Raw genomic sequence first — 25,089 nt, forward strand, 5'->3', positions numbered from 1 at the left:
GCCATAACGCGTGATGATGGACCGGGGCATTATTCCGCTTCCCGCGATCCGTTTTGGGTGATTGCCACAAATTTATCTAATGGCTCCCGCTGATTATTCGCGCTGGTGGCGAGGGGGTGGGTTTCCAATACTCACGGCCACCCATTGCCAAGGAGCCTCCGCATGCTTGCCCGCCGCCAATTCCTGAAGTTCGGAGGTGCCGCCCTGCTCAGCAGCGTGGCCATGCCTGCGCTGGCGCGCCTTGGGGCGGGCGCCGGCGTGACGCCGGCGGGCGATGACTTCGCGGCGCTGGAGGCGCTCAGTGGCGGCCGGCTCGGCGTATGCCTGTGGAATCCGGACAGCGGCGTGCGTATCGGTCACCGCATGGATGAGCGCTTCCCGATGTGCAGCACCTTCAAGTTCCTGTTGTCGGCGGCGGTGCTGCATGCCGCCGACCAGGGGCAGCTGTCGCTGGACCGGCGCGTGCCGGTGCGCGCGCAGGACATCCTCAGCAACTCGCCGGGCACCGAGCGCCATGTCGGCAAGGACATGACCGTGCGCGACCTGTGCCGGACCACGATGATCGTCAGCGACAACGCGGCGGCCAACCTGTTGCTGCCGTTGGTCGGCGAACCGGCCGGGCTGACCGCGTTCCTGCGCGCGCAGGGCGATGCGGTGACCGTCACCGCGCGCTACGAGCCGGAAGCCAACCGCTTCGCACCGGACGACCCGCGTGACACCACCAGCCCGGCGGCGATGGCCGGCAACCTGCAGCGGTTCGTGCTCGGTGATGCGCTCGGTGCCGCTGCGCGCCAGCAGCTGGCCGACTGGCTGATCGACAACGAAACCGGCGATGCCCGCCTGCGGGCCGGCCTGCCCGAAGGCTGGCGGGTCGGGGACAAGACGGGCAGCAACGGCAGGGACACCACCAACGACATCGCCGTGCTGTGGCCGGCCGCGGGCGGTTCACCGTGGATCCTGGCCAGCTACCTGCAGGGTTCTGCACTGGACGATGACGGCCGCAATGGCATCCTGCGTCGCGTGGGGGAGCTTGCTGGCGCCCGCCTGCGCTGACGGGTTCGTCGCGGGGGCAGTGGCCGGTGCGCGCAGCCCGCGCATCCGGTCGCAATCAAAAGGCTCCCATGAGCAAGGAACTCATCTACCTGCTGCTGATCTTCGCGTTGCTGGTGATCCCGCGCGCGCTGCAGCGTTTCAGCATTCCCGCCCCGCTGAGCTGCCTGGTGTTCGGCATCGCCGCGATGCTGTGGCTGGGCAACAGCGCGCACGACCCGGTGGTCAGCCTGCTGGCCACGCTGGGCATCTCCTCGCTGTTCCTGTTCGCCGGCCTGGAGGTCGACCTGGCGGACCTGCGCAAGGGCATGTGGCCGCTGTTGGCGCATCTGGTGATCCGCAGCGCCACGCTCACCGGCGTGGCCTGGCTGGCCTGGCATTACGCCGGCCTCCCGTGGCAGGCCGCGGCCCTGCTGGCGCTGGCGCTGCTGACGCCGTCGACCGGCTTCATCATGGATTCGCTGTCGCAGCTGGGGCTGGACGAGGCCGAACGGTTCTGGGTGAGCAGCAAGGCCATTGCCGGTGAACTGCTGGCGCTGGCGGCGCTGTTCGTCGTGCTGCAGGCCGGGGATCCGCTGCACATGGGGCTGTCCAGCCTGGCCCTGATCGCGATGATGGTCGGCCTGCCGTTGCTGTTCATCGCCCTGGGGCGCTGGGTGGCGCCGCATGCACCCGGCTCGGAGTTCTCGCTGCTGGTGATGGTGGGCATGCTCGCGGCCTACATCACCTATTCGCTGGGCGTGTATTACCTGGTGGGCGCCTTCATCGCCGGGCTGGTGGCTCGCCTGCTGCAGCAGCGCATGCCGTCGCTGGCCTCGCATGAAAACCTGCATGCGCTGCGCCTGTTCGCCTCGTTCTTCGTGCCGTTCTACTTCTTCAATGCCGGCACCAAGGTACCGAGCGAAGCCCTGAGCTTCGAGGCGCTGGGGCTGGGGCTGGTGATCACGCTGGTGGTGCTGCCGTTGCGCATCGGCGTGGTCTGGCTGCAGCGCCGGCTGATGTTCGGCGAGAGTTTCCGTTCCAGCCTGCGGGTGGCGTTGGCACTGTCACCGACGCTGATCTTCACCCTGGTGCTGGCCGCGATCATGCGCGAGCGCTTCGCCATTCCAGCAGTATTGTTTGGTGCACTGCTGCTGTACGCGGCGCTGACCACGCTGCTGCCGTCGTTGGTGTTCCGCCGCCCGCTGGACGTGGACCCGTTGCAGAACGAGTCCGACCCCGGCGCCGATCACGCGTTGCACGACGACGCCGTAAGAGAGCCCGACGCAATGCCCGGAACCGAACGGGCCGCCGTAAGAGACGCCTGATCACGCCGAACGTCCCGTTATGATCGCTGCCGGCATGCCTCGTCGCCCGGACGACGCAGCCCTGGGGGATGGCGATGGAACGGAACAGCTGGCAGCAGGTGCGGGCGTTGTTCGATGCGGTGTGCGAGATGGAACCGTCGCAGTGGCGGGCCGAACTCGCGCGCCTGAGTGGCGATCCGGAAGTGATCGCCGAGGCGCTGGAACTGCTGCACGCGCAGACGCGCGAGTTGAGCAGCGCACGCGAGCCACTGGAGCAGTTGCTCGGTGCGGTGATCGCGTCGGAGCTGGCCGAAGGTGACCGCATCGGCCCCTGGCGCCTGCGCGAGCGGCTGGCCAGCGGTGGCATGGGCATCGTGTTCCGCGCCGAGCGCGCCGATGAGTTGTACGTCCAGGAAGTGGCGATCAAGTTCCTGCAGGGCGCGCCGGGTGCGCGCGTGGCCGAGCGGCTGGCAGCGGAGCGGCGCATCCTGGCCAGCCTGCAGCATCCCAACATCGCGCGCTTGTACGACGGTGGCAGCACGCCGGCGGGCCAGCCCTACCTGGTGATGGAGTACGTGCGCGGCGAGCCGCTGGACGTGTACTGCAACCGGAAGCAGCTGGACCTGCAGCAGCGCCTGACCCTGTTCCTGAAGATCTGCAGCGCCGTGCAGGCCGCGCATGCGCGCCTGGTACTGCATTGCGACCTCAAGCCCGCCAACATCCTGGTGCGCGCCGACGGCGAGCCGGTGCTGCTGGACTTCGGTGTCTCGCGCCTGTTGGAGGAGGAACAGGATGCAGGCCGCGGGCAGTTCTTCACCCCGGCCTACGCGGCACCGGAGCTGCAGTCCGGGCAGTCGGTCGGGGTGGCCGGTGATGTGTTCAGCCTCGGCTGCCTGTTGCTGGAGCTGCTGGCCGGCAAGGGCGGGCGACGCGGCGCGCTCGACGCCGGCCAGCCGGTGGCCTCCCCCAGCCGGGTCGCCGGTGCCGATTGCCCGTGGCCGAAGGCGTTGCGCGGTGACCTGGACGCCATCGTCGTCCGCGCCGGCGCGGTGTCGCCCGAGCAGCGCTATCCGTCGGTGGAAGCGATGGCCGCCGACATCACCCGTTACCAGCAGCATCGGCCGGTGCAGGCGCGCAATGGCGGGCGGCTGTATCGCACCGGGCGCTGGTTTCGGCGCTACTGGAAAGGCGCCGGCATGCTGCTGGTGGTGTTGCTGCTGGTTGCCTGGTTCGTCTGGCGGCTGGACCAGGCGCGTGCGCGCGCCGAGCAGGAGGCGCGCGTCGCCCAGGAGGTCAGCGACTTCCTGGTCTCCTCGTTCGATGCCGCCAACCCCCGCAAGGGAGAGCTGCGGGGCAGCAATGACGTCACCGCGCGCGAGGTGCTCGAGGCCAGCCAGGCACGCATCGACCAGCAGCAATGGACCTCGCCGGTGATCAAGGCCCGGCTGCAGTCAGTGCTGGCCCAGGCTTTCCAGAACATCGGCCAGGTCAAGCGCGCCGAAGCGTTGTACCGGGATGCCATCCCGGTACTCGCCGCGGCGGGGGCGAGCAGCCGCGACATCACCGCCGTGTCGCTCAACGAGCTGTCCACCTTGTTGGCCAACGCGCAGCGCGGCAAGGAATCCGAGCAGTTCGCCCGCCAGTCGCTGGCACTGGATGCCCCGCGTCCCGGCCAGCTGCGCATCGCGCAGGCCTACAACTCGCTGGGGCTGGCGTTGAACATACAGCGTCGCTTCGATGAATCCGAGCAGGCATTCGACCAGGCATTGACCATGCACCACGCGCTCGGAAGCAGCCCGCTGCGGATCGCCACGGTGAACCAGAACAAGGCGCTGATGTACATCGAGAAGGGCGACTACGTACCGGCCGAGAAGATGCTGCGCCATGCGGCCGAGCTGCGCCGCCCGTGGGGCACGCGGACCTTCGAGTGGTGGTCGGGGCAATACGTGCTGATGCGCGCCATCGCCGCCCAGGGCCGTTACCAGGAAGCCTTCGACGTCAGCGGTGAAGTACTGGTGCTGGCCCGGCACCTGTTCGGCGAGGTCAACGACAACGTTGCTTCGATCCACAACGAACGCGCCGCCGTGCTGCAGGACCTGGGGCGTTACGCCGAAGCCGCCTCCGAGTACCGGCAGGGCCTGGACCAGTACGTGCGGCTGGACGTGGCGCAGACCATGGATGCCGGGATCACGCTCAACAATCTGGCCGGGCTGGAGCAGGCGCGCGGTGACGCGGCCAGCGCCGATGCGCTGTTCCGGCGCAGCCTGGCCATCCGCCGCGCGACCGTGGGCGATGACGTGCCGCCGGTGTGGATCGTGGAGGCCAACCTGGCACGCCTGCTGGTCGAGGAAGGGCAGTTGCAGCAGGCGAGGTCATTGATCGCCCATGCACGCGCGGGCTGGGCACGGCAGGTGGCGGCCGAGCATCCGCGCCGGCTGCTGGCCGAGGCGATCTGGGTGCAGTTGCTGGTGGCCGAAGGTGACCTTGCCGGCGCCGATCAGTCGCTGGCGGCGATCAAGGCACAGCTGCAGGGCAATGACATCCGTGTGGAGCGGCGCTACCTGTCGGTGCTGGCCGAGCGGCAACGCAAGGCCGGTGATGCCGCTGCCGCGGCGCAGACCCTGCAGCAACTGGTGGGCCTGTATGAAAGCCAGGTCGGCCGCGATTCGGTGGAGACGGCGCAGCAGCGGGTCCGTCTGGCCGACGCGCAGGCCGCGGCGGGGCAGTGCAGGGCGGCACAGGAACAAGCGCGCATCGCCTGGACGGCGGTGGAACGCGAGTTGCTGCCGGCCAGCACGCTTCGCCGGCGTGCACAGTCGCTGCTGGCGGGGTCGGGGTGCGCGGCCGGCTAGGATCGGCCAGTCCAACTGGCCTCCTGCGCGGGTGTGCCCCATGATCGCGCCGCAGTCCGATTGCCGGGTGCCGCGTGCGTGGCTAGGGTCGCGGGCATGCAACGGAACCCCCTGTTCGTAGCGCTGGGCGCAGTGGTGCTGCTGACGAGCGCCTGCACGGCCCGTGACGAGGACTCGCGCTCCGCCGCCGCCTTCATGCAGGCGTTGGCGAGCCATTGCGGGCAGGCCTTCGCCGGGCGGGTGACGGTCAACGAGCCGGCGTCCAGCGTGCCCGACCCCTTCGAGGGCAAGCCACCGGTGCTGCATGTCGCCGAATGCACGCGCGGCGGGCAGGAGGTGCGCTTGCCCCTGCACGTGGGCGATGACCATTCCCGGACCTGGGTGTTCACCCGCGTCGCACAGGGCCTAAGGCTGCGTCACTACCAGTGGCGCGCGGATGGCAGCCCGGATGAGGTCAGTGACTTCGGCGGCCTGTCGTTGCCGCCGGGGAGCGCGCGGCGGCAGGCGTTCGCGGTGGACGCGCCGTCGATCGCGATGTTCCGGCGGATCGGCCTGCCGGCGTCGCTGGAGAACCACTGGACGGTGGACGTGCAGCCGGGGCAACGCTTCAGCTACCAGTTGTCGCGGCCGGACGGGCGGGTGTTCCGGGTGGAGTTCGATCTGCGCCGGCCGGTGGCGTTGCCACCGCCGCCGTGGGGCTTGCCGGCGCAGGCGCCCTGACCGCGGCTTGCCGCGGCAGGGGGGCAACGGCTAGGGTCGGGGCATGAACCGTCCATCCCGTCGTCTCCTTTCCTGCCTGCTGCTGGTTGCAGCGCTTCCCGTCCTGCCAGCCCTGGCGGACGATGCCGCCCCCGCCGACCGCTTCATGGCCGCCGTGGCCACGCATTGCGGCCAGGCCTTTGCCGGGCGCGTGGTCCGCAACGTGCCGGCGTCAGCCACCCCGGATCCGTTCGAAGGCAAGGCGCTGGTCATGCACGTGCGGGGCTGCGATGCGCCGGCCAGCGAACTGCGGGTGCCGTTCCATGTCGGCGGGGACCGCTCGCGAACCTGGGTGCTGACCCGCCAGCGGGACGGCCTGCGCCTGAAGCACGACCATCGCCACGAAGACGGCACGCCGGATGCGGTGACCCACTATGGCGGCGACACGGTCGCCGCCGGCACCGCCGTGCGCCAGCAGTTCCCGGTGGATGCCGCATCGGTGGCGATGTTCAGCGCCGAGGGCATGGCCGCATCGCTGCAGAACACCTGGGCGATGGAGATCGAGCCCGGCCGCCGCTTCCTCTACGAGCTGTCACGGCCGGACGGACGCCTGTTCCAGGTTGAATTCGACCTGAGTCGTCCGATCACGCCGCCGCCACCGCCGTGGGGCAGCGACACGACGGAAAAGGGCGCCTAACGGCGCCCTTTCCATGTTTCCGTCCGCGGCAGGCGCGGGTTCAGCGGGCGCCGAAGCGGGCCCGGCAGCCGTTGTTCACCCACAGGCTGTTGCCGTTGTAGCCCCAGCTGCGACCTTCGATGCAGGGCGAGCTGGACAACTGCTGGACCACCACCGGCCGGCCGGCGCGGCGCTCCCATGCGCACGAGCGCATGCGGTTGCCATCGCTGGCGCATTCGACGACGTAGTTGCTGCCACCGCCCCAGCCACCGCCACCGCCGCCGCCCCAACCGCCACCACGGCCCTCGGCGAACTCGGCGCGGCAGCCGCCGTTGACCCATATCGAACCGTTGTTGCTGCCCCAGTTGCGGCCTTCGATGCAGCGGGTATCGGAGAGCTGGCGCACCAGCGTGGCGCTGCGCCAGCCGGTGCGGCAGACCTGCTGGCGGCTGGAGTTGCTTTCGCAGCGGATCGTGCCGGCGTTGCCTTCCCAGTTGCCACCACCACCGCCGCCCCAGTTGCCGCCACGGCCCTCGGCGAACTCGGCCCGGCAGCCATTGCTCACCCACACGTTGCCGTTGCTGCTGCCCCAACTGCGGCCTTCCACGCACTGGCTCTTGGACAGCTGGCGGACCAGCACGCTGCGGCGCCAGCCGGTGTTGCAGACGCGCTGGCGGTTGTCATTGCTGTCGCAGCGGATGGTGCCGCTGTTGCCGGGGTTGCCACCACCGCCCCAGCCACCGCCGCCGCCCCAGTTGCCGCGGCTTTCGGCGAATTCGGCGCGGCAACCGCCGCTGACCCAGATGGTGCCGTTGTTGATGCCCCAGTTGCGGCCCTCGACGCAGCGCGTGTCGGAGAGCTGGCGGACCACGGTGGCGCCGCGCCAGCCGGTCACGCAGGTCCGTTGGCGGTTGCTGTTGCTCTCGCAGCGGATGGTGTCGCCGTCGTAGCCATAGGACTGGGCGTGGGCCGGCGCGGCGAGCAGTGCCAGGGGCATCAGGGCGGTCAGGCTGGTGAGCAGAAGGTGGCGATGCATGGCGTCATCCCTGTTCAGGTTTAGGTGGCGGAACTATAGGGGCAAGCCCGCTTAAGCCCATGTGACTGAATGGCGGATTTGCCCCGGCCTGCCGTCGGCCGCAAAATACGGGGCTGACCGGCGCGCTTCCGCGCCGGCGTCCCCCTGCGGAGTTTTCCATGCGTACCCATTTCTGCGGCCTGGTCGATGAGACCCTGATCGGCCAAACCGTGACCCTCGCCGGCTGGACCGACGTGGCCCGTAACCAGGGCGGCGTCTGCTTCATCGATCTTCGCGATCACGAGGGCATCGTGCAGGTGACGGTGGAGATCGACAACGCCGAGGTGTTCGCCGTGGCCGCGTCGCTGGGCTACGAGGACGTGCTGCAGGTCGAAGGCGTGGTGCGCGCCCGCCATGCGGTCAACGACAAGATGCGCACCGGCAAGGTGGAGGTGATCGCCACCGCCATCACCGTCCTCAACAAGGCCGCGCCGCTGCCGTTCCACGCCCATGAGAACCCGGGCGAGGACACCCGCCTGAAGTACCGCTACCTGGACCTGCGCCGTCCGGAGATGCAGCGCATGCAGCGCACCCGCATCAAGCTGGTGCAGGCGCTGCGCCGCCACCTGGACGTGCGCGGCTTCCAGGACATCGAGACCCCGATCCTGACCAAGGCCACCCCGGAAGGCGCACGCGACTTCCTGGTGCCGGCGCGCATGCACCCGGGCGAGTTCTATGCCCTGCCGCAGAGCCCGCAGCTGTTCAAGCAGATCCTGATGGTGGCCGGCTTCGACCGCTACTACCAGATCGCCCGCTGCTTCCGTGACGAGGCCCTGCGTGCCGACCGCCAGCTGGAGTTCACCCAGCTGGACATGGAGTTCGCCTTCGTGCGCGAGCGCGACGTGCAGGACTTCGTCGAGGATATGATCCGCTCGATCTTCAAGGAAGTGGTCGACGTCGAGCTCGACGCCCAGTTCCCGCGCATGACCTGGGCCGAGGCGATGCGCCGCTACGGCTCGGACAAGCCGGACCTGCGCATCGACCTGGAGCTGGTCGACGTGGCCGAGCTGGTCAAGGGCAGCGAATTCGCCGTGTTCACCGCCGCGGCCAATGACGCCGACGGCCGCGTGGCCGCGCTGCGCATCCCCGGTGGTGCCACGCTCAGCCGCAAGCAGATCGACGAATACGCCGCCCACGCCGCCAAGTACGGCGCCAAGGGCCTGGCCTACATCAAGATCGCCGACAACGGCGAGGTCAGCTCGCCGATCCAGAAGTTCTTCGCCGAGGACGCCTTCGCCGCGCTGCTCAAGCACGTCGGTGCCGGCAACGGTGACATCGTGTTCTTCGGCGCCGGTGGCTACAACAAGGTGTCCGACTTCATGGGCGCGCTGCGCCTGAAGGCCGGTAGGGACTTTGGCCGCGTGGCCGAGGGCTGGCGCCCGCTGTGGGTCACCGACTTCCCGATGTTCGAATGGGACGAGGAAGAACAGCGTTACGTCGCCCTGCATCACCCCTTCACCGCCCCGGCGGTGGACGACGTGGCCGACCTGCGCGCCAATGCCCGGACCGCCGTCTCGCGCGGTTACGACATGGTGCTCAACGGCAACGAGATCGGTGGTGGCTCGATCCGTATCCACCGCCCGGAGATGCAGAGCGCGGTGTTCGAGCTGCTGGGCATCGGTGCCGAAGAGGCCCGCGCCAAGTTCGGCTTCCTGCTCGACGCGCTGAACTACGGCGCGCCGCCGCACGGCGGCATCGCCTTCGGCATCGACCGCATCGCCGCGCTGATGGCCGGCACCGAGTCCATCCGTGACGTGATCCCGTTCCCGAAGACCACCGGCGCGCAGTGCCTGATGACCGACGCCCCGTCGCCGATCGCCGACGTGCAGCTGGCCGAAGTGCACATCCAGGTCCGCCCAAAGACCAAGGACTGAGTCGGATCAACGAGGCGCGAGAATACCGCTCCCTTCTCCCGTTCGCGGGAGAAGGTGCCCGGAGGGCGGATGAGGGCGCCGTGCTGTGGTTCCCCCTCCTATCTTTTCCACTCCTGACCTGATGAACATCCGCCGCGCCACCCCCGACGATGCCGCGCTGTTGTGCGCGCTGGCCGAACGTACCTTCGTGGAGACCTTCGGCCACCTGTACCCGCCGCAGGACCTGGCCGATTACCTGGCCACTGCCTATCCGGTGGACGGGCAGCGCCAGCAGCTGGCATCGGGCGACTACGCAGCCTGGTTGCTGGAAGTGGACGGGCAAGCGGTGGGCTTTGCCTTCGCCGGCCCCTGTGGCCTGCCGCACGCCGACGTGCAGCCCGGTGACGGCGAGTTGAAGCGCCTGTACGTGCTGCGCGAGCACCAGAACGGCGGCCGCGGCGGGCAGTTGTTCGCCGAAGCACTGCAATGGCTGCAGGCGCGGGGCGGGCAGGCGCTGTGGATCGGCGTGTGGTCGGAGAACCTCGGCGCGCAGCGCTTCTACGGCCGGCAGGGGTTCGTGCCGGTGGGCAGTTACGAGTTCCCGGTGGGCCAGGTGCGCGACAAGGAGTTCATCCTGCGCCGCACGTTGGGCTGAACGCATCGGGATTGGCCAGAAGCAGGCCCCGCCCATCCTCACCGGCAACCACCACCGCTTGGCGCTCCCCGGAACTTCGTCCAGACTGCCTCCATGTCGCATTCTTCTTCGCGCCAGCCGCGTGTGCTGTTGCTGCATGGCATCTGGAACCCCCGATCCTGGCTGATGCCCTTGGCGCTGCGCCTGCGCCAGCAGGGCTTCCGGGTTGACCTGTTCGGCTATCCCAGCGTCTTCGGCGGCCCCGACATCGCGGTGCCGTCGCTGGTGGAGCGGCTGCGGGGCAGCGGCCCGATCCACCTGGTCGGGCACAGCCTGGGCGGGTTGGTGGCGCTGGAGGCGCTGCGCCAGGCGCCCGATCTCGACGTTCCCCGCGTGGTCTGCCTGGGCTCGCCGCTGTGCGGCAGCGGCACCGCCCGCGCGTTGGCCGAGCATGGCTGGTCCAAGGCATTGGGCCGCAGCGGCAGCCTGCTGCTGCATGGCCTGCCGGAATGGCATGGCCGCGCGGAAGTGGGCCTGGTCGCCGGCAACGTCGCCCACGGCCTGGGCACCCTGATGGGCGCCCTGCAAGGCGACTCGGACGGGACCGTCGGGCTGGAGGAAACCCGCCTGCCGGGCCTGACCGACCATTGCGTGGTGCCGGTCAGCCACACCGGGATGGTGCTCTCGGCCGAGGTGGTGGCCATGACGGCGGCCTTCCTGCGCCAGGGGCGCTTCCCCAGCGAGGCGGCGCGTTACGCCGGATGACGGCCGCGGCGAGGGGATCAGGTAGAATTCGCCCCCTGTTCCTGACAGATGTACGGTAAATCCCATGGGTAGAGGTCCTTCCATCGAAGCCCGCAAAAACGCGTCTGACGCGAAGCGCGGCAAGATTTTCACCAAGATCATCCGTGAGATCGGCGTTGCCGCTCGCGGCGGTGGAGGCGACCCCAACAACAACCCGCGGCTGCGCGTGGCCATGGACAAGGGCCTGGCCGCCAACATGTCCAAGGACGTGATCGAACGCGCCATCAAGAAGGCCACCGGTGAGCTGGAAGGCGTCGAGTACGAGGAAATCCGTTACGAAGGCTATGCCCCGGGCGGCGTGGCGGTCATCGTCGACTGCCTGACCGACAACCGCGTGCGCACCGTGGCCGACGTGCGCCATGCCTTCAGCAAGTGCGGCGGCAACCTGGGCACGGAAGGCTCGGTGGCATTCATGTTCAAGCGCCTGGGCGTGCTGACCTATGCGCCGGGCGCCGACGAGGAAAAGACCACCGAGTCGGCCATCGAGGCCGGTGCCGACGACATCGTGGTCTACCCGGACGACGGCTCCATCGACGTCATCACCGCGCCGGAATCGTTCCAGGCGGTGAAGGAAGCGATGGAAGCGGCCGGGCTGGTGCCCGACCACGCCGAGATCACCTTCCGCGCCGAGAACGACATCGCCGTGGAAGGCGACACGGTGCTGCAGGTCAAGAAGCTGCTGGACATGCTGGAAGACCTGGACGACGTGCAGGACGTGTACTCCAACGTGGACCAGGCCAGCCTGGAAGGCTGATCCCGTCCCGGCAGGTGAGACGGCGCCCTGCGATGCTGCGCGCCGTCTTTCTTCCACAGGCATCCCCATGACCCGCATCCTCGGCATCGACCCCGGCTCGCAACGTACCGGCGTCGGCATCATCGACATCGATGCCAGCGGCAAGGCGCGGCATGTCCACCATTGCCCGCTGGTGCTGCTGGGCGCGGCCGACTTCCCGCAGCGGCTCAAGCTGCTGGTGCAGGGGCTGCACGCGCTGATCGAGGAGTACCAGCCACAGGAAGTGGCGATCGAGCGCGTGTTCATGGCCAAGAACGCCGACTCGGCGCTCAAGCTCGGCCAGGCACGCGGCGCGGCGCTGTGCGCGGTGGTGATGCGTGACCTGCCGGTCAGCGAGTACGCCGCCACCGAGATCAAGCTGGCCGTGGTCGGCCGCGGTGGCGCCGAGAAGCAGCAGGTACAGCACATGGTCGGGCTGATGCTCAACCTGCACACCAAATTGCAGGCCGACGCCGCCGATGCGCTGGCGGTGGCCATCACCCACGCGCACGTGCGCGCCACCGCCAACCGGCTGGGCGTGGACGTGCGCAAGGCTTGGAGTCGAAAGTGAATCTGAAAACAGGACAGGGGGAGCGGGGTGCCGGCAGTGACGGTGCTTGCTGTTCCGGTTATCACATCGCCGTCGACGCCGTGGTCCATCATGCGCCGTTGCCTGTTTCCCGTTTTCCCGCCCGGAGGGCTGCCCCATGATCGGACGACTGCGCGGCATCCTGGCCTACAAGGCACCGCCGTGGCTGATGATCGACGTCAACGGCGTCGGCTATGAGCTGGAAGCGCCGATGAGCACCTTCTACGACCTGCCCGAGGTGGGCCGCGAGGTCGTGCTGTACACCCATTACGCGCAGAAGGAGGACAGCGTGTCGCTGTACGGCTTCCTGCGCGAGGGCGAGCGGCGGCTGTTCCGCGACGTGCAAAAGGTCACCGGCATCGGCGCCAAGATCGCGCTGGCGGTGCTGTCCGGGGTGAGCGTGGACGAGTTCGCGCGGCTGATCCAGGCCGGCGACATCACCGCGCTGACCCGCATCCCCGGCATCGGCAAGAAGACCGCCGAGCGCATGGTGGTGGAGCTGCGCGACCGTGCCGCCCACTTTTCCGGCGGCGGTGCGCCCATCGCCGGCCAGCTGGCCGCCGACCCGGTCTCCGAGGCGACGGTGGCTTTGCAGCAACTGGGCTATAAACCGGCCGAGGCGGCCAAGATGGCGCGCGATGCGGCAGCCGAGGGCGACGATGTCGCCACGGTGATCCGCAAGGCGCTGCAATCGGCGTTGCGCTGAACCCTTCATCCACGGCCGCATGACGCCATATCGAGAACGCCATGTCCCACGCTTCTTCCCCGTCTGAATCCCACGCTCACACGGGCGGCCACGGCGCCGCCGGTGGCCTGGCACTGGTCATCGGTGCCATCGGCGTGGTGTTCGGCGACATCGGCACCAGCCCGCTGTACACCCTGAAGGAGGCGTTCTCGCCGCACTACGGGCTCAACAGTGACCACGACACCGTGCTGGGCGTGCTGTCGCTGGCGTTCTGGGCGCTGAACATGGTGGTCACGCTCAAGTACGTGACCATCATCATGCGCGCCGACAACGACGGCGAGGGCGGCATCATGGCGCTGATGGCGCTGGCCCAGCGCACCCTGCGCAATGGCTCGCGCACGGCCTACGTGGTCGGCATCCTCGGCATCTTCGGCGCCTCGCTGTTCTTCGGCGACGGCGTGATCACCCCGGCCATCTCGGTGCTGGGCGCGGTGGAGGGCCTGAAGGTGGCCGCGCCGGGGCTGGGCCACTTCGTGGTGCCGATCACCCTGGTGGTGCTGGCGGCGGTGTTCGCCGCGCAGCGTTTCGGCACGGAGAAGGTCGGCAAGGTGTTCGGGCCGGTGATGATCATCTGGTTCCTGGCGCTGGCGGCCATCGGCATCTACAACGTGATCGGCACGCCGGAGGTGCTCAAGGCGTTCAATCCGATGTGGGCCGCGCGCTTCTTCATGGAGCATGGCTGGCACGGCATCTTCATCTTCGGCGCGGTGGTGCTGGCGGTCACCGGTGGCGAGGCGCTGTATGCGGACATGGGCCATTTCGGCGTGCCGCCGATCCGCCATGCCTGGTATTTCTTCGTGCTGCCGTGCCTGGTGCTGAACTACCTGGGGCAGGGCGCGCTGGTGCTGGAGCGCCCGGACGCGGTGGCCAACCCGTTCTTCGAGGCGGTGCCGCAGTGGGCGCTGTACCCGATGATCATCCTGGCCACGATGGCGGCGGTGATCGCCAGCCAGTCGGTGATCACCGGTGCGTTCTCGGTGTCGCGCCAGGCCATGCAGCTGGGCTACATCCCGCGCATGCGCATCCTGCATACCTCGCACGACACCATCGGCCAGATCTACATCCCGGGCATCAACTGGGGCCTGGCGGCGCTGGTGTTCGGGCTGGTGCTGGCCTTCCAGAGTTCCAGCAACCTGGCCGTGGCCTACGGCATCTCGGTGTCGGCCACCATGCTGATCGATACCCTGCTGCTGGCGCTGGTCGCGCGCGCGCTGTGGCCGCGCGCGCACCATGGCATCCTCGCCCTGTGCGTGGTGTTCTTCATCATCGACCTGTGCTTCGTGGTCGCCAACGGCGCCAAGCTGCTGCAGGGCGCATGGTTCCCGGTGGTGCTGGGCCTGGTGCTGTTCACCATGATGCGCACCTGGCGCCGTGGCCGTGAACTGCTGCGCGACGAGATCCGCAAGGACGGCATCCGCCTGGACAGCTTCCTGCCGGGCTTGATGCTGGCCCCGCCGGTGCGGGTGCCGGGCACGGCGATCTTCCTCACCGCCGACCCGGCCGTGGTGCCGCATGCGCTGATGCACAACCTCAAGCACAACAAGGTGCTGCACGAGCGCAACGTGTTCCTGCACGTGGAAACTCTGCCGGTGCCGTACGCACAGGAAGGCCAGCGCCTGAAGATCGAATCGGTCGGCGATGACTTCCACCGCATCTACATCCGCTTCGGCTTCATGGAGACCCCGGACGTGCCACTGGCGCTGATGCGCTCGTGTGACCACGGCGGCATCTACTTCGACCCGATGGACACCACCTTCTTCGCCAGCCGCGAGACCATCGTGGCCAGCGCCAACCGCGGCATGCCGATCTGGCGCGACAAGCTGTTCGCCTTCATGCACCGCAACGCCGCCCCGGCCACCGGCTTCTTCCGGATCCCGGGCAACCGGCTGGTGGAGCTGGGGGCGCAGGTTGAGATCTGACCGCCGGGGCAGCGCCGCCCGGCCGGCGGGTGGCCGGCGCCGGGCGGCGTTTTTGCCAGCTTTTCGTTCCTATTCAGGCGTTTCAGGACGTACCATAGTCCGATGACTGACGACCGCATCATCGGCGCCGGCGCTACCCGTGAGGACGAGGCGGCCGACGCCAGCATCCGTCCCCGCAGCCTGGCCGACTATCTCGGCCAGGCACCGGTGCGCGAGCAGCTGGACATCTACATCCAGGCCGCCAAGTCACGCCGCGAGGCGCTGGACCACGTGCTGATCTTCGGGCCGCCGGGCCTGGGCAAGACCACGCTGAGCCATGTCATCGCCAATGAGCTGGGGGTGAGCCTGCGGGTGACCTCCGGCCCGGTGATCGAGAAGGCCGGCGACCTGGCCGCGCTGCTGACCAACCTGCAGCCGCACGACGTGTTGTTCATCGACGAGATCCACCGCCTCTCGCCCGTGGTCGAGGAAGTGCTGTACCCGGCGATGGAGGATTTCCAGATCGACATCATGATCGGCGAAGGCCCCGCGGCCCGCTCGATCAAGCTCGACCTGCCGCCGTTCACCCTGATCGGCGCCACCACCCGCGCCGGCCTGCTGACCGCGCCGCTGCGCGACCGCTTCGGCATCGTGCAACGGCTGGAGTTCTACTCGGCCGAGGAGCTGACCCGCATCGTGCGGCGTTCGGCCGGCATCCTGGGCATCGACTGCGACGCCGAAGGCGCCGGTGAGATCGCCCGCCGCTCGCGCGGCACCCCGCGCATCGCCAACCGCCTGCTGCGCCGCGTGCGCGACTATGCCCAGGTCAAGGCCAACGGCCACATCGACCATGCCGTGGCGCAGGCCGCGATGCAGATGCTCAAGGTCGACCCGGAAGGCTTCGACGAGCTCGACCGGCGCCTGCTGCGCACCATGGTGGAGTACTTCGACGGTGGCCCGGTCGGCATCGAGTCGTTGGCCGCGGCGTTGTCCGAGGAGCGGGGCACGCTGGAGGACGTGGTCGAGCCCTACCTGATCCAGCAGGGCTTCCTGGTGCGCACCGCGCGCGGCCGCATGGCCACGCACAAGGCGTACCGGCACATGGGGCTCAAGCCGAAGGCCGCGCCGGCCGACCTGTTCGCGGAGCAATCCGATGAGTGAGGCCCGGTTCAGTTGGCCGACACGCATTTACTGGGAAGATACCGACGCCGGTGGCGTGGTGTACCACGCCCGCTACGTGGCCTTCATGGAACGGGCACGCACCGAATGGATGCGCGCCCTGGGCTACGGCCAGGAAGCCATGCGCAGCGGTGACGGCCAGGTGTTCGTGGTCCGCGCCATGACGCTGGATTTCCTCAAGCCGGCCAAGCTCGACGATGCCCTGTCCGTCACGGTGGAACTGGTGCAATGCCGTCGGGCCAGCCTGCTGATGGAACAGTCGGTGATGCGGGGCGAGGAGGTGCTGGTCACCTCGCAGGTCCGCCTGGCAGCGGTTGGCGCCCGCGATTTCAAGCCACAAGCCATTGATGACACGCTGTACGCAACGCTCCACCCCCTACAAACCAAACACGCGTAAGTAAGACTGAGGAAGATCGGATGATCGCTTTGCTTCTGGCCCTGCAGGCCACCGTGACCGAGGCGTTGCCGGCCGATGTAAGTGCCGCTGCCGCGCAGACCGTGGCACAGGCCAGCCATGGCGGTGGCATCAATTACCTGGACCTGATGATCAAGGCCAGCATCCCGGTCAAGCTGATCGTGTTGCTGCTGCTGGCCGGCTCGTTCATCAGCTGGGTGATCATTTTCCGCAAGGCGCGCGTGTTCAAGGCCGCCGACCGCTCGGCCGACGATTTCGAGAACCGTTTCTGGTCTGGCGCCGACCTGGGCAAGCTGTATGCCTCGGCCACCGACCGCAACCGCCAGGTGGACGGCCTGGAATCGATCTTCGAATCCGGCTTCCGCGAGTACACCCGCCTGCATGGCCGCCGTGGCCTGGACGGCCGCACCCAGCTGGAGGGCGCCCAGCGCGCCATGCGCACCACCTTCGCCCGCGAAGTGGACGGCCTGGAACGCAACCTGGAACTGCTCGCCAACATCGGCTCGACCGCCCCGTACGTGGGCCTGGTCGGCACGGTGTTCGGCATCATGGTGACCATGCACGACATGATCAGCAGCGGTGAGCAGGCCGGCATCGCCTCGGTCGCCCCGGGCATCTCCGAAGCGCTGTTCGCCACCGCCATCGGCCTGTTCGTGGCGATCCCGGCGGTGTGGGCCTACAACCGCTTCACCACCCGCGTCGAGCGGCTGTCGGTGCGTTATGAAACCTTCGCCGAAGAGTTCAGCTCGATCCTGCAGCGCCAGGCCGGCGGTGACGAGTAAGTGCGCCCGCACTTCACTCTGACCCGCAGGAGCACCCATACATGACTGCCGCCATTCCCCGCCGCAAGCGCCGCAAGCTCAAGTCCGAGATCAACGTCGTGCCGTACATCGACGTGATGCTCGTGCTGCTGATCATCTTCATGGTGACCGCGCCGCTGCTGACGCTCAGTTTCGAAGTCGACCTGCCCAGTTCCACCGCCAAGGCCCTGGAAAGCAAGCAGGACCCGGTGATCGTCTCGGTCCGTGCCGACGGCCAGCTCAGCCTCAAGCTGCCCGAGGCCAAGGAGCCGCAGGCGATGGACAGCGGTGCGCTGCAGGCACAGCTCGGCGCGCTGGCCTCGCAGGACAAGAACCTGCGCGTGATCGTGGCCGCCGACAAGACCGTGGCCTATGAAAAGGTCGTGGCCGCGATGGACGTGATCAAGGCCGCGAAGATCGAGAAGGTGGGTCTGGCGACCGATGCACGCTGACGCACTGCCACCGCCGCACGATCACCGCGACGACTGGGGCCGGCCGGTCGCGCTGGCGCTGCTGGTCCACCTGCTGGTGGCGGCGGTGTTCATCGTCGCCTGGCTGTGGTCGCCCTCGCGCGACACCGAGGCTGCCGCCGGGGATCCGGCGGTGGAAGCCAGCCTGGAGCTGTCCGCCGCCGAGGCCACCGCCGCCCGGCAGGCGCTGCGCGCCTCGGAAAAGCTGCCCGACCTGCCCGAGCCGGTCGAGGAAGTACCCCCGGAGCCGGTGCCTGAAGACACCGTGACCCCGCCGCAGCCGCTTCCCGAGCCCCGGCCGCAGGATGCGCTCAGCCCGCAGCAGCACAATGCGCAGGAGCGCGTGGCCCAGCCTGACAAGGTGGACCAGGAGCGGGTCAGCGCGCTGGCCATCTCCGAGGAAAAGGCCCGCCAGGAGCAGGAAGCCAAGCGCCGCCAGGAACAGATCGACCTGACCGAGCGCAAGCGCGTGGAAGAGGCCGAGCAGAAGGCGCGCCTGGCCCGCCAGCAGGAAGAGGCCGACCGCCAGAAGAAGCTGGCCGACGAGCAGCGCCGCGCCAACGAGACCCAGGCCGAGCAGGAGCGCCAGCAGAAGATCGCCGAGTTGCGGCGCCGGCGCGAGCAGGCCGAGCGCGAGGCCCGGCAGGCCGAACAGCGCCTGCGCCAGGTGGCCGATGCCCGTGCCCGCGCCGCTACCAGCGCGCCGGCGGCCTCCAGCAACACCGGCGGCCAGACGCCGGCGACGCCGGGGCAGGGCGGCACCAGCGATGACCTGACCGCCAAGTACGCCGCCGCCATCCAGCAGGCCGTCGTCACCCAATGGAACAAGCCGGACAACGTGCCCAACGGTACCCGCTGCCGCATCCTGATCCGGCAGCTGCCGGGCGGGGAGGTGGTCAGTGCCCAGGTGCAGTCGGGCTGCTCGATGGATGCGGCCGCGCGCGACTCGATCGAGCGTGCCGTGCTGCGCGCCCAGCCGCTCCCGTTCCGTGGTTTCGAGTCGGTGTTCCGGCGTGAGCTGATGTTCACCTTCACCGCACAGGACTGAGCGCGACGAACGTGCGCGCCCGTTGTTTCCGGGCATGATTTCGGATGAAACCGTCATGCCATTCAGATTCAAGGGCGCTTCACACTATCTTCGTTAATGATTGCGAAACTGTTCATCCGCTTGCTGCTATCCCTCCTGCCTTTCCGTACTGCTGAGCGCCTCATGAAGAAACCCTCACGCTGGCTGGTCGCCCTTACTGTCCTGTTGTTGCCGTTCGTGGCAATGGCCCAGCAGGGGGCACTGGAAATCAATATCGTCGGCGGCAATCCGTCGGCCACGCCGATCACCGTGGTGCCGATGCCGTACCAGGGCACGGCCGGGGCGCCGTCGACCGACGTCGCGGCCGTGGTGCGCGCCGACCTGGACCGCTCCGGCCAGTTCCGCAGCCTGCCGGAGGCGCAGATCGTGGAGCGCCCGACCCGCGGCAGCGAAGTCCAGTACCCGACCTGGCGCGCGCTCAAGCAGGACTACCTGGTGGTCGGCCGCGTGCTGGACGCCGGCGCCGGTGCCTACCGCGTGGAGTACGAGCTGTTCGACGTGGCCAAGGGCGAGCGCACGCTCGGCCTGGCGATGACCGCCCGCTCCAATGCCATGCGCGACGTCGCCCACCAGATGGCCGACGCCATCTACGAGAAGATCACCGGCGTGCGCGGCGCGTTCTGGACCCGCATCGCCTACATCACCGCCAGCGGCAGCGGCGCGAACATGCGCTACGCGCTGATGGTGGCCGATTCGGACGGCTTCAACCCGCAGACCATCGTGCGTTCGGCCGAGCCGCTGTTGTCGCCGAGCTGGAGCCCGGACGGCCGCAAGCTGGCCTACGTGAGCTTCGAGCGCGGCAACTCCTCGATCTACGTGCAGGACATCGCCACCGGTGCGCGTGAGCTGCTGACCAGCTTCCGCGGCATCAACAGCGCCCCGTCGTTCTCCCCCGATGGCCGCCGCCTGGCGCTGTCGCTGTCGCGCAGCGGCAACCCGGAGATCTACGTGATGGACCTGGGCAGCAAGCAGCTGACCCAGCTCACCAACCATTTCGGCATCGACACCGAGCCGACCTGGGCCGCCGACGGCAGCTCGGTCTACTTCACTTCCGACCGTGGTGGCCGCCCGCAGATCTACCAGGTCTCGGCCAGTGGCGGCAGCGCCAGCCGCGTGACCTTCCAGGGCAACTACAACGCCAAGGCCAGCGTGTCCTACGATGGCAAGAAGATCGTCACCGCCCAGGGCAGTGGCAGCAGCTACAAGATCGCCCTGATGGACAGCAGCCTGGGCGCTGCGCGCTGGAGCACGCTGTCGGTGGGCTCGCTGGATGAATCTCCCAGCTTCGCGCCCAACGCGAGCATGGTGCTGTACGCCGCCCGTGAGGGTGGCCGAGGTGTTCTGTACGAGGTGTCCGCTGACGGCCGCGTCCGCCAGCGGCTGGTCCTGGCCGACGGTGATGTTCGTGAGCCGGCTTGGGGGCCATACCGCACCGCCCGTTGATAAAATGTTAATATCCCACTCGCATTAAACCCAACATTGGCCCAGGAGCCTCCAGGTATCGCCATGAACAAGTCCACTCGCGTTTTGCTCGTTTCGCTGCTGTCCGTAGCCGCGCTTGCCGGCTGCTCGAAGAAGGTCAAGGAACAGCCGGCTCCGCCGGTCGACAACGGCGCGGGTGTGACCCAGCCGACCGCTCCGTCCACCTCCGGCCTGTACGGCCCGGGCGATCTGGACACCGATGCCTGCCTGCGTCAGCGCGTTGTCTACTTCGACCTGGACAAGGAAGAAGTGAAGTCGGAGTTCCAGCAGATCATGGCTTGCCACGCCAAGTACCTGCGTGACCGTCCGTCCTCGCGCATCACCCTGCAGGGCAACACCGACGAACGCGGCAGCCGCGCCTACAACCAGGCCCTGGGTGAGCGTCGTGGCAACGCCGTCAACTCGGCGCTGCAGGCCAACGGTGGCTCGGCTTCGCAGCTGACCGTCGTGTCCTACGGTGAAGAGCGTCCGGTCTGCACCGAGTCGAACGAGTCCTGCTGGTCGCAGAACCGTCGCGTCGAAATCGTCTACACCGCGCAGTAATCGATGCGTATCGGCATCAATCGACTGATGCTCGCGGTTGCGGCAGCCCTCGTGGCTGCCGCGCCCGCGTACGCGCAGCGTGCAAGTCTGGCTGACCGCGTCGGCGTGCTCGAGCAGCAGGTCAACAACAGCCAGGCCAACACCGACATGCTCAACCAGCTGCAGCAGCTCCGCACGGAGATGCAGGCACTGCAGGGCACGATCGAGCAGCTCCAGCACGAGAACGAACAGCTGAAGCAGCGCAACCGCGACCAGTACCTCGACCTCGATGGTCGGTTGAACCGCCTTGAGGGCGGTGCACCGGCGGCCGCGGGTGCGGAGCCGGTCTCGGCAGTCCCGGCCGCTCCGGCCACCAAACCGGCAGCGGCAACCGGCAGCGAACGTGCGCCGACCGTGCGCGGCGATGCCAGCAGCCTGGCGGCTGCAGGCGATGAGCGCGCCGCCTACAACGTGGCGTTCGATGCCCTGAAGGCCGGCAACTACGACGATTCGGCGCAGCTGTTCCAGAGCTTCCTGGAGCTGTACCCGAATGCGGCCTACACGCCCAACGCGCTGTACTGGCTGGGCGAGAGCTATTACGCCACCCGCAATTTCAAGATGGCCGAGTCCGAGTTCAATGATCTCGTGGCCCGCTATCCGACCCACGACAAGGCCGCCGGTGGCCTGCTGAAGCTGGGTCTTTCGCAATACGGTCAGGGAAATGCCGCCCAGGCGCAGCAGACGCTGGAGCAGGTGATTTCCCGTTTTCCCGGCAGTGATGCGGCCCGCACCGCCCAGGATCGTCTGCAGTCGATCCGGCTCGGCCAGCAACTGCGTTGATTGGAGCCGCCACCGCGTCGTCGCGGGGCGGTTGAGCAGCCATGAATTCTCCCGCCGCCGCTGTCCCCAGCGAGATCGTGCAGTCGCCGTTGCCGCGATTGAAGATCACTGAAATCTTCCTGTCCCTCCAGGGCGAAGCCGATACCGCCGGCTGGCCGACGGTGTTCGTGCGCCTGACCGGTTGCCCGCTGCGCTGCCTGTACTGCGACACCGAATACGCCTTCCATGGCGGCGAGTGGTGGGACATCGACGCCATCGTCGCCGAGGTGCTCCAGCAGGGCGTGCGCCACGTCTGCGTGACCGGCGGCGAGCCGCTGGCGCAGAAGCGCTGCCTGATCCTGCTGCAGAAGCTGTGCGACGCCGGGCTGGATGTCTCGCTGGAAACCTCCGGCGCGCTGGACATCGCCGCGGTGGATGCGCGGGTGTCGCGCGTGGTCGACCTGAAGACCCCGGATTCGGGCGAGGTGGCGCGCAACCGGCTGGAGAACCTGCCGCTGCTGACCGCGCGCGACCAGCTCAAGTTCGTGATCTGCAGCCGCGGCGACTACGAATGGGCGCGTGCGATGGTGGCCGAGCATGGCCTGCCGGCGCGCTGCACGGTGTTCTTCTCGCCCAGCAAGTCGCAGGTCAGCGCCCGCGAGCTGGCCGACTGGATCGTCGCCGACCGCCTGCCGGTGCGTTTCCAGATGCAGTTGCACAAGATCCTCTGGAACGACGAGCCCGGGCGCTGAGGCCCGCACGTCGTTCATGGCTTCAACCCCGGCGCGGGACAGCGTGCTGGCATTCCTCCCCCAACCGGATCAACACATGAAGAAGAAAGCAGTCGTGCTTCTTTCCGGCGGCATGGACTCGGCCGCCGTCGTCGCCATCGCCCAGGAACAGGGCTTCGAGGTGTACGCGCTGAGCGTGCGCTATGGCCAGCGGCATACCTCGGAACTGGAAGCGGCCAAGCGGGTCTCGGCCGCGCTGGGCGTGGCCGGGCACAAGGTGGTCGACGTCGACCTGCGCAGCATCGGCGGTTCGGCGCTGACCGACGACATCGACGTCCCCGAGGCCGGTGGTGCCGGCATCCCGGTGACCTACGTGCCAGCGCGCAACACCATCATGCTGTCGCTGGCGCTTGGCTGGGCCGAGGTCCTGGGCGCCAACGACATCTTCTGCGGCGTGAACGCCGTGGATTACTCCGGCTACCCGGACTGCCGGCCCGAGTTCGTGGCCGCCTTCCAGGCGCTTGCCAACCTGGCCACCAAGGCCGGCGTGGAAGGGGCGGGCATCGTCGTGCACGCGCCGCTGCAGTACCTGAGCAAGGCGCAGATCGCCGCCGAAGGACAGCGCCTGGGCGTGGACTTCGGGCTGACCGTGTCCTGCTACCAGGCCGACATGAACGGCCGAGCCTGCGGCCATTGCGACGCCTGCCGCCTGCGTGCGGACGGCTTCGCCGCCGCCGGCCTGGCCGACCCCACGCACTACGCCTGATTTCCGGTTTGCTGCTTCTTGCGCTAGAATGCGCACCCCGGCTACGGCCGGGTCTTTGTTTGGGCCGTTAGCTCAGTCGGTAGAGCAGAAGACTTTTAATCTTTTGGTCGAAGGTTCGAATCCTTCACGGCCCACCAAGCAAATCAAGCAGTTAGAAATCAGAAAAGGCACCGCATCGCGGTGCCTTTTTCGTGTGGTGCCTACTTGGTGCCTACATTCGCTGGGCTACATCGCCGGCTTCCATTCGTCGCGCATCCGCGCACGGAGGGTTCTCGGGGAACAAGATGGGACGACTTCGTCGTGGTGCCGAGTCGGCCATATGCGCCGATGTCTTCCGGCCCGTCAGGAGGCAGTCTCCAGTGGGTGATGTCGCTGCCGTCATCGCCGTGCCAGGGGGCCGAACACGGCCTCGCTCCGGACCCTGTGTCATAGCATCAGCTCGGCTCGCGATATCGCTGACCAAACTGTGCCGTTGGTTTGAAGTAGCCCGCCGCACGACGTGCTACAAGCCCCCCCCGAGCGCTGGCGAAGGTCGACCGAGTTGGCTACGCCGATCAAGGAAATGATCAAAGTAGAACCGTCGTTTGGCTATCGCACGGCTGCGGCGCTGCTAGACATGAATAAGAACGCGGTGCGGCGGATCTTCCAGCGCAAGGGGGGCAGGTTCGCAAGCGGGCCGTGGGGCAGCGCCGACGGATCGAGGCCAGGGCATCTTGAGCCGAACCTCTGGATCGGTGCTGGGCCATAGACCTTTGCCTGTATGGGGCGGGTACAGACTGGCGCCGGTGATCGACTGCCACATCCGGCAATTGCTGGGCTGGCACCTACCGCGGACCGGCAAGGCAAGCACGGCGTCCGCCGGCCTGGAACAGGCTCTGATCACCTGCTACGGCGCTTTGGGCCGCAACCGGTTGTTCATTACACTTCAGGGGCTCAGCGGTTTACCACACACCCTGCGGTTGCTGCGCCGTGGTAGGTGATATTGGTAAGCACATTACCGGTCTTGATTGTCCACGTTTCCCTACTGGTCCGCTTGAACTCGGTGCTGAGCTCTGTGGCGGGAATGGAAAGAGGCTGCCCGGGAAACGCTATTGTTATCGCCTTGCAGCTCATGGTTGCTACACCCACTGTTGACGTATTTTCAGTGAGAACGGTAGGGCAGTCGCGATCTTCTTCACCCGTCCTCGTGTCCCACATGAAGGGGTTGCTGAAACTCTCGATCACCTCCTGTTTGGTGGCGCAGACGGTCTCGCTTCGGGGCGGGACGGTTCTTCCGTCTGTGAGGGTTCCCGTGGTGACCATTGTCCACATGCCGGTCTGGGCGGCCTCCTGGACGACTTTCAGGTCGGAGAAATTTGCGGCATAAGTCAGCACCGGACTGGTCAGTACGGCGGCGAGCACAAGGTATGAGACTGCTTTCAATCGCATGAATCCCGATCTCCAAGGGTAATAAAGGCGCGGCATTCTACCCACTGCGAACTGTTGATTTCGGGCGGAATGCAGCCTGACAATTCGTTCAAGCCAAGCTTGCTTCATCGCGCTGGCAAAACGGCAGGTTAAGGAAGACCCGAACAACCAGTACATGCACTCAAATTTCCAGAATTCGAACCAACCTTGCAGGCCACTGGTAGTGAATCATTAACCTGTCGATCAATATCCGTATCGCAGGACGGTGCCTCCCGTCCTGCAGGCGCAACTGCTCTTTCGTTGTAGATCGGATTTAAAACAGATGGTTTTTGGTGGCCGTGCGTGGCCATCATGCCGCGTCAACGCATGCAAATAGAGATTGGAAAGAAAATGCGTGAAACGACCTAATGCGAGTGACGCACAAGCAGGCCCTGCCCGTAGCTCGCTGTAGTGGGCGCTTTCACTGCAATTCAAGAAG

24 protein-coding genes and 1 tRNA gene are annotated in these 25,089 nt (G+C 67.6%); 23 read left to right on the forward strand and 2 right to left on the reverse strand.

The annotated features are described in order from the left end of the window. Positions 1–162: 162 nt before the first annotated feature. The 5 genes from blaCESS to ACIPR8_RS03330 all read left to right on the forward strand — a co-directional run bounded on the left by blaCESS (position 163) and on the right by ACIPR8_RS03330 (position 6,584). Positions 163–1,053 carry a CESS family extended-spectrum class A beta-lactamase gene (blaCESS, locus tag ACIPR8_RS03310; RefSeq protein WP_446540148.1) on the forward strand — a complete coding sequence of 297 codons (891 nt, stop codon included), beginning with the start codon at positions 163–165 and terminating at the stop codon, positions 1,051–1,053. A gap of 68 nt (positions 1,054–1,121) precedes the next feature. Further along, positions 1,122–2,357: a cation:proton antiporter gene (locus ACIPR8_RS03315; RefSeq protein ID WP_446540149.1), complete on the forward strand. Its 1,236-nt coding sequence runs from the start codon at positions 1,122–1,124 to the stop codon at positions 2,355–2,357. Between the two features lie 74 nt (positions 2,358–2,431). Then, entirely contained in the window at positions 2,432–5,188 is a 2,757-nt protein-coding gene (locus tag ACIPR8_RS03320; RefSeq protein WP_446540150.1) for a protein kinase domain-containing protein, read from the forward strand. A 96-nt stretch (positions 5,189–5,284) separates the two neighbouring features. After that, on the forward strand, positions 5,285–5,908 hold the full coding sequence (locus ACIPR8_RS03325; protein ID WP_446540151.1) for a hypothetical protein: 624 nt from the start codon (positions 5,285–5,287) through the stop codon (positions 5,906–5,908). Between the two features lie 43 nt (positions 5,909–5,951). Then, positions 5,952–6,584: a hypothetical protein gene (locus ACIPR8_RS03330; protein WP_446540152.1), complete on the forward strand. Its 633-nt coding sequence runs from the start codon at positions 5,952–5,954 to the stop codon at positions 6,582–6,584. A 40-nt stretch (positions 6,585–6,624) separates the two neighbouring features. Here the strand turns inward: ACIPR8_RS03330 and ACIPR8_RS03335 are convergent, their stop codons facing one another. Continuing rightward, positions 6,625–7,599 (reverse strand): DUF3011 domain-containing protein, encoded by a 975-nt coding sequence (locus ACIPR8_RS03335; RefSeq protein WP_313251797.1) that lies wholly within the window; start codon positions 7,597–7,599, stop codon positions 6,625–6,627. 158 nt (positions 7,600–7,757) lie between these two features. Between ACIPR8_RS03335 and aspS the strand changes: the two genes are divergently transcribed. The 18 genes from aspS (at position 7,758) to ACIPR8_RS03425 (ending at position 23,341) form a co-directional block, all read left to right on the forward strand. After that, entirely contained in the window at positions 7,758–9,512 is a 1,755-nt protein-coding gene (aspS, locus tag ACIPR8_RS03340; RefSeq protein ID WP_446540153.1) for an aspartate--tRNA ligase, read from the forward strand. A gap of 118 nt (positions 9,513–9,630) precedes the next feature. Continuing rightward, positions 9,631–10,146: a GNAT family N-acetyltransferase gene (locus ACIPR8_RS03345; RefSeq protein ID WP_192287916.1), complete on the forward strand. Its 516-nt coding sequence runs from the start codon at positions 9,631–9,633 to the stop codon at positions 10,144–10,146. 93 nt (positions 10,147–10,239) lie between these two features. After that, entirely contained in the window at positions 10,240–10,890 is a 651-nt protein-coding gene (locus tag ACIPR8_RS03350) for an alpha/beta fold hydrolase (RefSeq protein WP_446540154.1), read from the forward strand. Between the two features lie 64 nt (positions 10,891–10,954). After that, positions 10,955–11,683: a YebC/PmpR family DNA-binding transcriptional regulator gene (locus ACIPR8_RS03355; RefSeq protein ID WP_132865338.1), complete on the forward strand. Its 729-nt coding sequence runs from the start codon at positions 10,955–10,957 to the stop codon at positions 11,681–11,683. 67 nt (positions 11,684–11,750) lie between these two features. Continuing rightward, positions 11,751–12,272 carry a crossover junction endodeoxyribonuclease RuvC gene (gene ruvC, locus ACIPR8_RS03360; protein WP_132865337.1) on the forward strand — a complete coding sequence of 174 codons (522 nt, stop codon included), beginning with the start codon at positions 11,751–11,753 and terminating at the stop codon, positions 12,270–12,272. Positions 12,273–12,408: 136 nt separating this feature from the next. Then, on the forward strand, positions 12,409–12,996 hold the full coding sequence (gene ruvA, locus ACIPR8_RS03365; protein WP_323439245.1) for a Holliday junction branch migration protein RuvA: 588 nt from the start codon (positions 12,409–12,411) through the stop codon (positions 12,994–12,996). A gap of 41 nt (positions 12,997–13,037) precedes the next feature. Next, positions 13,038–14,954: a potassium transporter Kup gene (locus ACIPR8_RS03370; RefSeq protein ID WP_132865335.1), complete on the forward strand. Its 1,917-nt coding sequence runs from the start codon at positions 13,038–13,040 to the stop codon at positions 14,952–14,954. Between the two features lie 102 nt (positions 14,955–15,056). Then, entirely contained in the window at positions 15,057–16,094 is a 1,038-nt protein-coding gene (gene ruvB / locus ACIPR8_RS03375; RefSeq protein WP_132865334.1) for a Holliday junction branch migration DNA helicase RuvB, read from the forward strand. Then, positions 16,087–16,509, forward strand: a complete 423-nt coding sequence (gene ybgC, locus ACIPR8_RS03380) for a tol-pal system-associated acyl-CoA thioesterase (RefSeq protein ID WP_192287425.1) — start codon at positions 16,087–16,089, stop codon at positions 16,507–16,509. The genes ruvB and ybgC overlap by 8 nt, the downstream gene beginning before the upstream one ends. A 20-nt stretch (positions 16,510–16,529) precedes the next feature. Further along, positions 16,530–17,309: a protein TolQ gene (gene tolQ, locus ACIPR8_RS03385; protein ID WP_192287424.1), complete on the forward strand. Its 780-nt coding sequence runs from the start codon at positions 16,530–16,532 to the stop codon at positions 17,307–17,309. A gap of 41 nt (positions 17,310–17,350) precedes the next feature. Further along, positions 17,351–17,779: a protein TolR gene (tolR, locus tag ACIPR8_RS03390; protein ID WP_132865331.1), complete on the forward strand. Its 429-nt coding sequence runs from the start codon at positions 17,351–17,353 to the stop codon at positions 17,777–17,779. Continuing rightward, a complete protein-coding gene (tolA, locus tag ACIPR8_RS03395; protein WP_446540155.1) occupies positions 17,769–18,845 on the forward strand; it encodes a cell envelope integrity protein TolA in 1,077 nt (358 codons plus the stop codon). Before tolR ends, tolA begins: the two co-directional genes overlap by 11 nt. 162 nt (positions 18,846–19,007) lie before the next feature. Continuing rightward, positions 19,008–20,327: a Tol-Pal system beta propeller repeat protein TolB gene (tolB, locus tag ACIPR8_RS03400; protein WP_132865329.1), complete on the forward strand. Its 1,320-nt coding sequence runs from the start codon at positions 19,008–19,010 to the stop codon at positions 20,325–20,327. A 63-nt stretch (positions 20,328–20,390) separates the two neighbouring features. After that, positions 20,391–20,909 (forward strand): peptidoglycan-associated lipoprotein Pal, encoded by a 519-nt coding sequence (pal, locus tag ACIPR8_RS03405; protein WP_132865328.1) that lies wholly within the window; start codon positions 20,391–20,393, stop codon positions 20,907–20,909. 3 nt (positions 20,910–20,912) lie between these two features. Continuing rightward, positions 20,913–21,728, forward strand: a complete 816-nt coding sequence (gene ybgF, locus ACIPR8_RS03410) for a tol-pal system protein YbgF (protein ID WP_313251783.1) — start codon at positions 20,913–20,915, stop codon at positions 21,726–21,728. Between the two features lie 41 nt (positions 21,729–21,769). After that, positions 21,770–22,459, forward strand: a complete 690-nt coding sequence (queE, locus tag ACIPR8_RS03415) for a 7-carboxy-7-deazaguanine synthase QueE (protein WP_132865326.1) — start codon at positions 21,770–21,772, stop codon at positions 22,457–22,459. 76 nt (positions 22,460–22,535) lie between these two features. Further along, entirely contained in the window at positions 22,536–23,204 is a 669-nt protein-coding gene (gene queC, locus ACIPR8_RS03420; RefSeq protein ID WP_446540156.1) for a 7-cyano-7-deazaguanine synthase QueC, read from the forward strand. 61 nt (positions 23,205–23,265) lie between these two features. Continuing rightward, a tRNA-Lys gene (locus ACIPR8_RS03425) sits at positions 23,266–23,341 on the forward strand. A gap of 796 nt (positions 23,342–24,137) precedes the next feature. Here the strand turns inward: ACIPR8_RS03425 and ACIPR8_RS03430 are convergent. Then, positions 24,138–24,788, reverse strand: a complete 651-nt coding sequence (locus ACIPR8_RS03430) for a hypothetical protein (protein ID WP_446540157.1) — start codon at positions 24,786–24,788, stop codon at positions 24,138–24,140. Positions 24,789–25,089: the final 301 nt, after the last annotated feature.

This window comes from Stenotrophomonas sp. LARHCG68 (genome assembly GCF_052871705.1).

Bases quoted from the DNA above. Each gene is read 5' to 3' on its own strand.
- ACIPR8_RS03430 (WP_446540157.1), bottom strand. From the start codon at position 24,788: ATGTACTGGTTGTTCGGGTCTTCCTTAACCTGCCGTTTTGCCAGCGCG.
- ACIPR8_RS03335 (WP_313251797.1), bottom strand. From the start codon at position 7,599: ATGCATCGCCACCTTCTGCTCACCAGCCTGACCGCCCTGATGCCCCTG.
- ACIPR8_RS03315 (WP_446540149.1), top strand. From the start codon at position 1,122: ATGAGCAAGGAACTCATCTACCTGCTGCTGATCTTCGCGTTGCTGGTG.
- queE (WP_132865326.1), top strand. From the start codon at position 21,770: ATGAATTCTCCCGCCGCCGCTGTCCCCAGCGAGATCGTGCAGTCGCCG.
- tolR (WP_132865331.1), top strand. From the start codon at position 17,351: ATGACTGCCGCCATTCCCCGCCGCAAGCGCCGCAAGCTCAAGTCCGAG.
- ruvA (WP_323439245.1), top strand. From the start codon at position 12,409: ATGATCGGACGACTGCGCGGCATCCTGGCCTACAAGGCACCGCCGTGG.
- blaCESS (WP_446540148.1), top strand. From the start codon at position 163: ATGCTTGCCCGCCGCCAATTCCTGAAGTTCGGAGGTGCCGCCCTGCTC.
- ruvC (WP_132865337.1), top strand. From the start codon at position 11,751: ATGACCCGCATCCTCGGCATCGACCCCGGCTCGCAACGTACCGGCGTC.
- queC (WP_446540156.1), top strand. From the start codon at position 22,536: ATGAAGAAGAAAGCAGTCGTGCTTCTTTCCGGCGGCATGGACTCGGCC.
- tolQ (WP_192287424.1), top strand. From the start codon at position 16,530: ATGATCGCTTTGCTTCTGGCCCTGCAGGCCACCGTGACCGAGGCGTTG.
- ybgF (WP_313251783.1), top strand. From the start codon at position 20,913: ATGCGTATCGGCATCAATCGACTGATGCTCGCGGTTGCGGCAGCCCTC.
- ACIPR8_RS03330 (WP_446540152.1), top strand. From the start codon at position 5,952: ATGAACCGTCCATCCCGTCGTCTCCTTTCCTGCCTGCTGCTGGTTGCA.
- ACIPR8_RS03355 (WP_132865338.1), top strand. From the start codon at position 10,955: ATGGGTAGAGGTCCTTCCATCGAAGCCCGCAAAAACGCGTCTGACGCG.
- ACIPR8_RS03320 (WP_446540150.1), top strand. From the start codon at position 2,432: ATGGAACGGAACAGCTGGCAGCAGGTGCGGGCGTTGTTCGATGCGGTG.
- pal (WP_132865328.1), top strand. From the start codon at position 20,391: ATGAACAAGTCCACTCGCGTTTTGCTCGTTTCGCTGCTGTCCGTAGCC.
- ruvB (WP_132865334.1), top strand. From the start codon at position 15,057: ATGACTGACGACCGCATCATCGGCGCCGGCGCTACCCGTGAGGACGAG.
- ybgC (WP_192287425.1), top strand. From the start codon at position 16,087: ATGAGTGAGGCCCGGTTCAGTTGGCCGACACGCATTTACTGGGAAGAT.
- aspS (WP_446540153.1), top strand. From the start codon at position 7,758: ATGCGTACCCATTTCTGCGGCCTGGTCGATGAGACCCTGATCGGCCAA.
- ACIPR8_RS03325 (WP_446540151.1), top strand. From the start codon at position 5,285: ATGCAACGGAACCCCCTGTTCGTAGCGCTGGGCGCAGTGGTGCTGCTG.
- ACIPR8_RS03350 (WP_446540154.1), top strand. From the start codon at position 10,240: ATGTCGCATTCTTCTTCGCGCCAGCCGCGTGTGCTGTTGCTGCATGGC.
- tolA (WP_446540155.1), top strand. From the start codon at position 17,769: ATGCACGCTGACGCACTGCCACCGCCGCACGATCACCGCGACGACTGG.
- ACIPR8_RS03370 (WP_132865335.1), top strand. From the start codon at position 13,038: ATGTCCCACGCTTCTTCCCCGTCTGAATCCCACGCTCACACGGGCGGC.
- tolB (WP_132865329.1), top strand. From the start codon at position 19,008: ATGAAGAAACCCTCACGCTGGCTGGTCGCCCTTACTGTCCTGTTGTTG.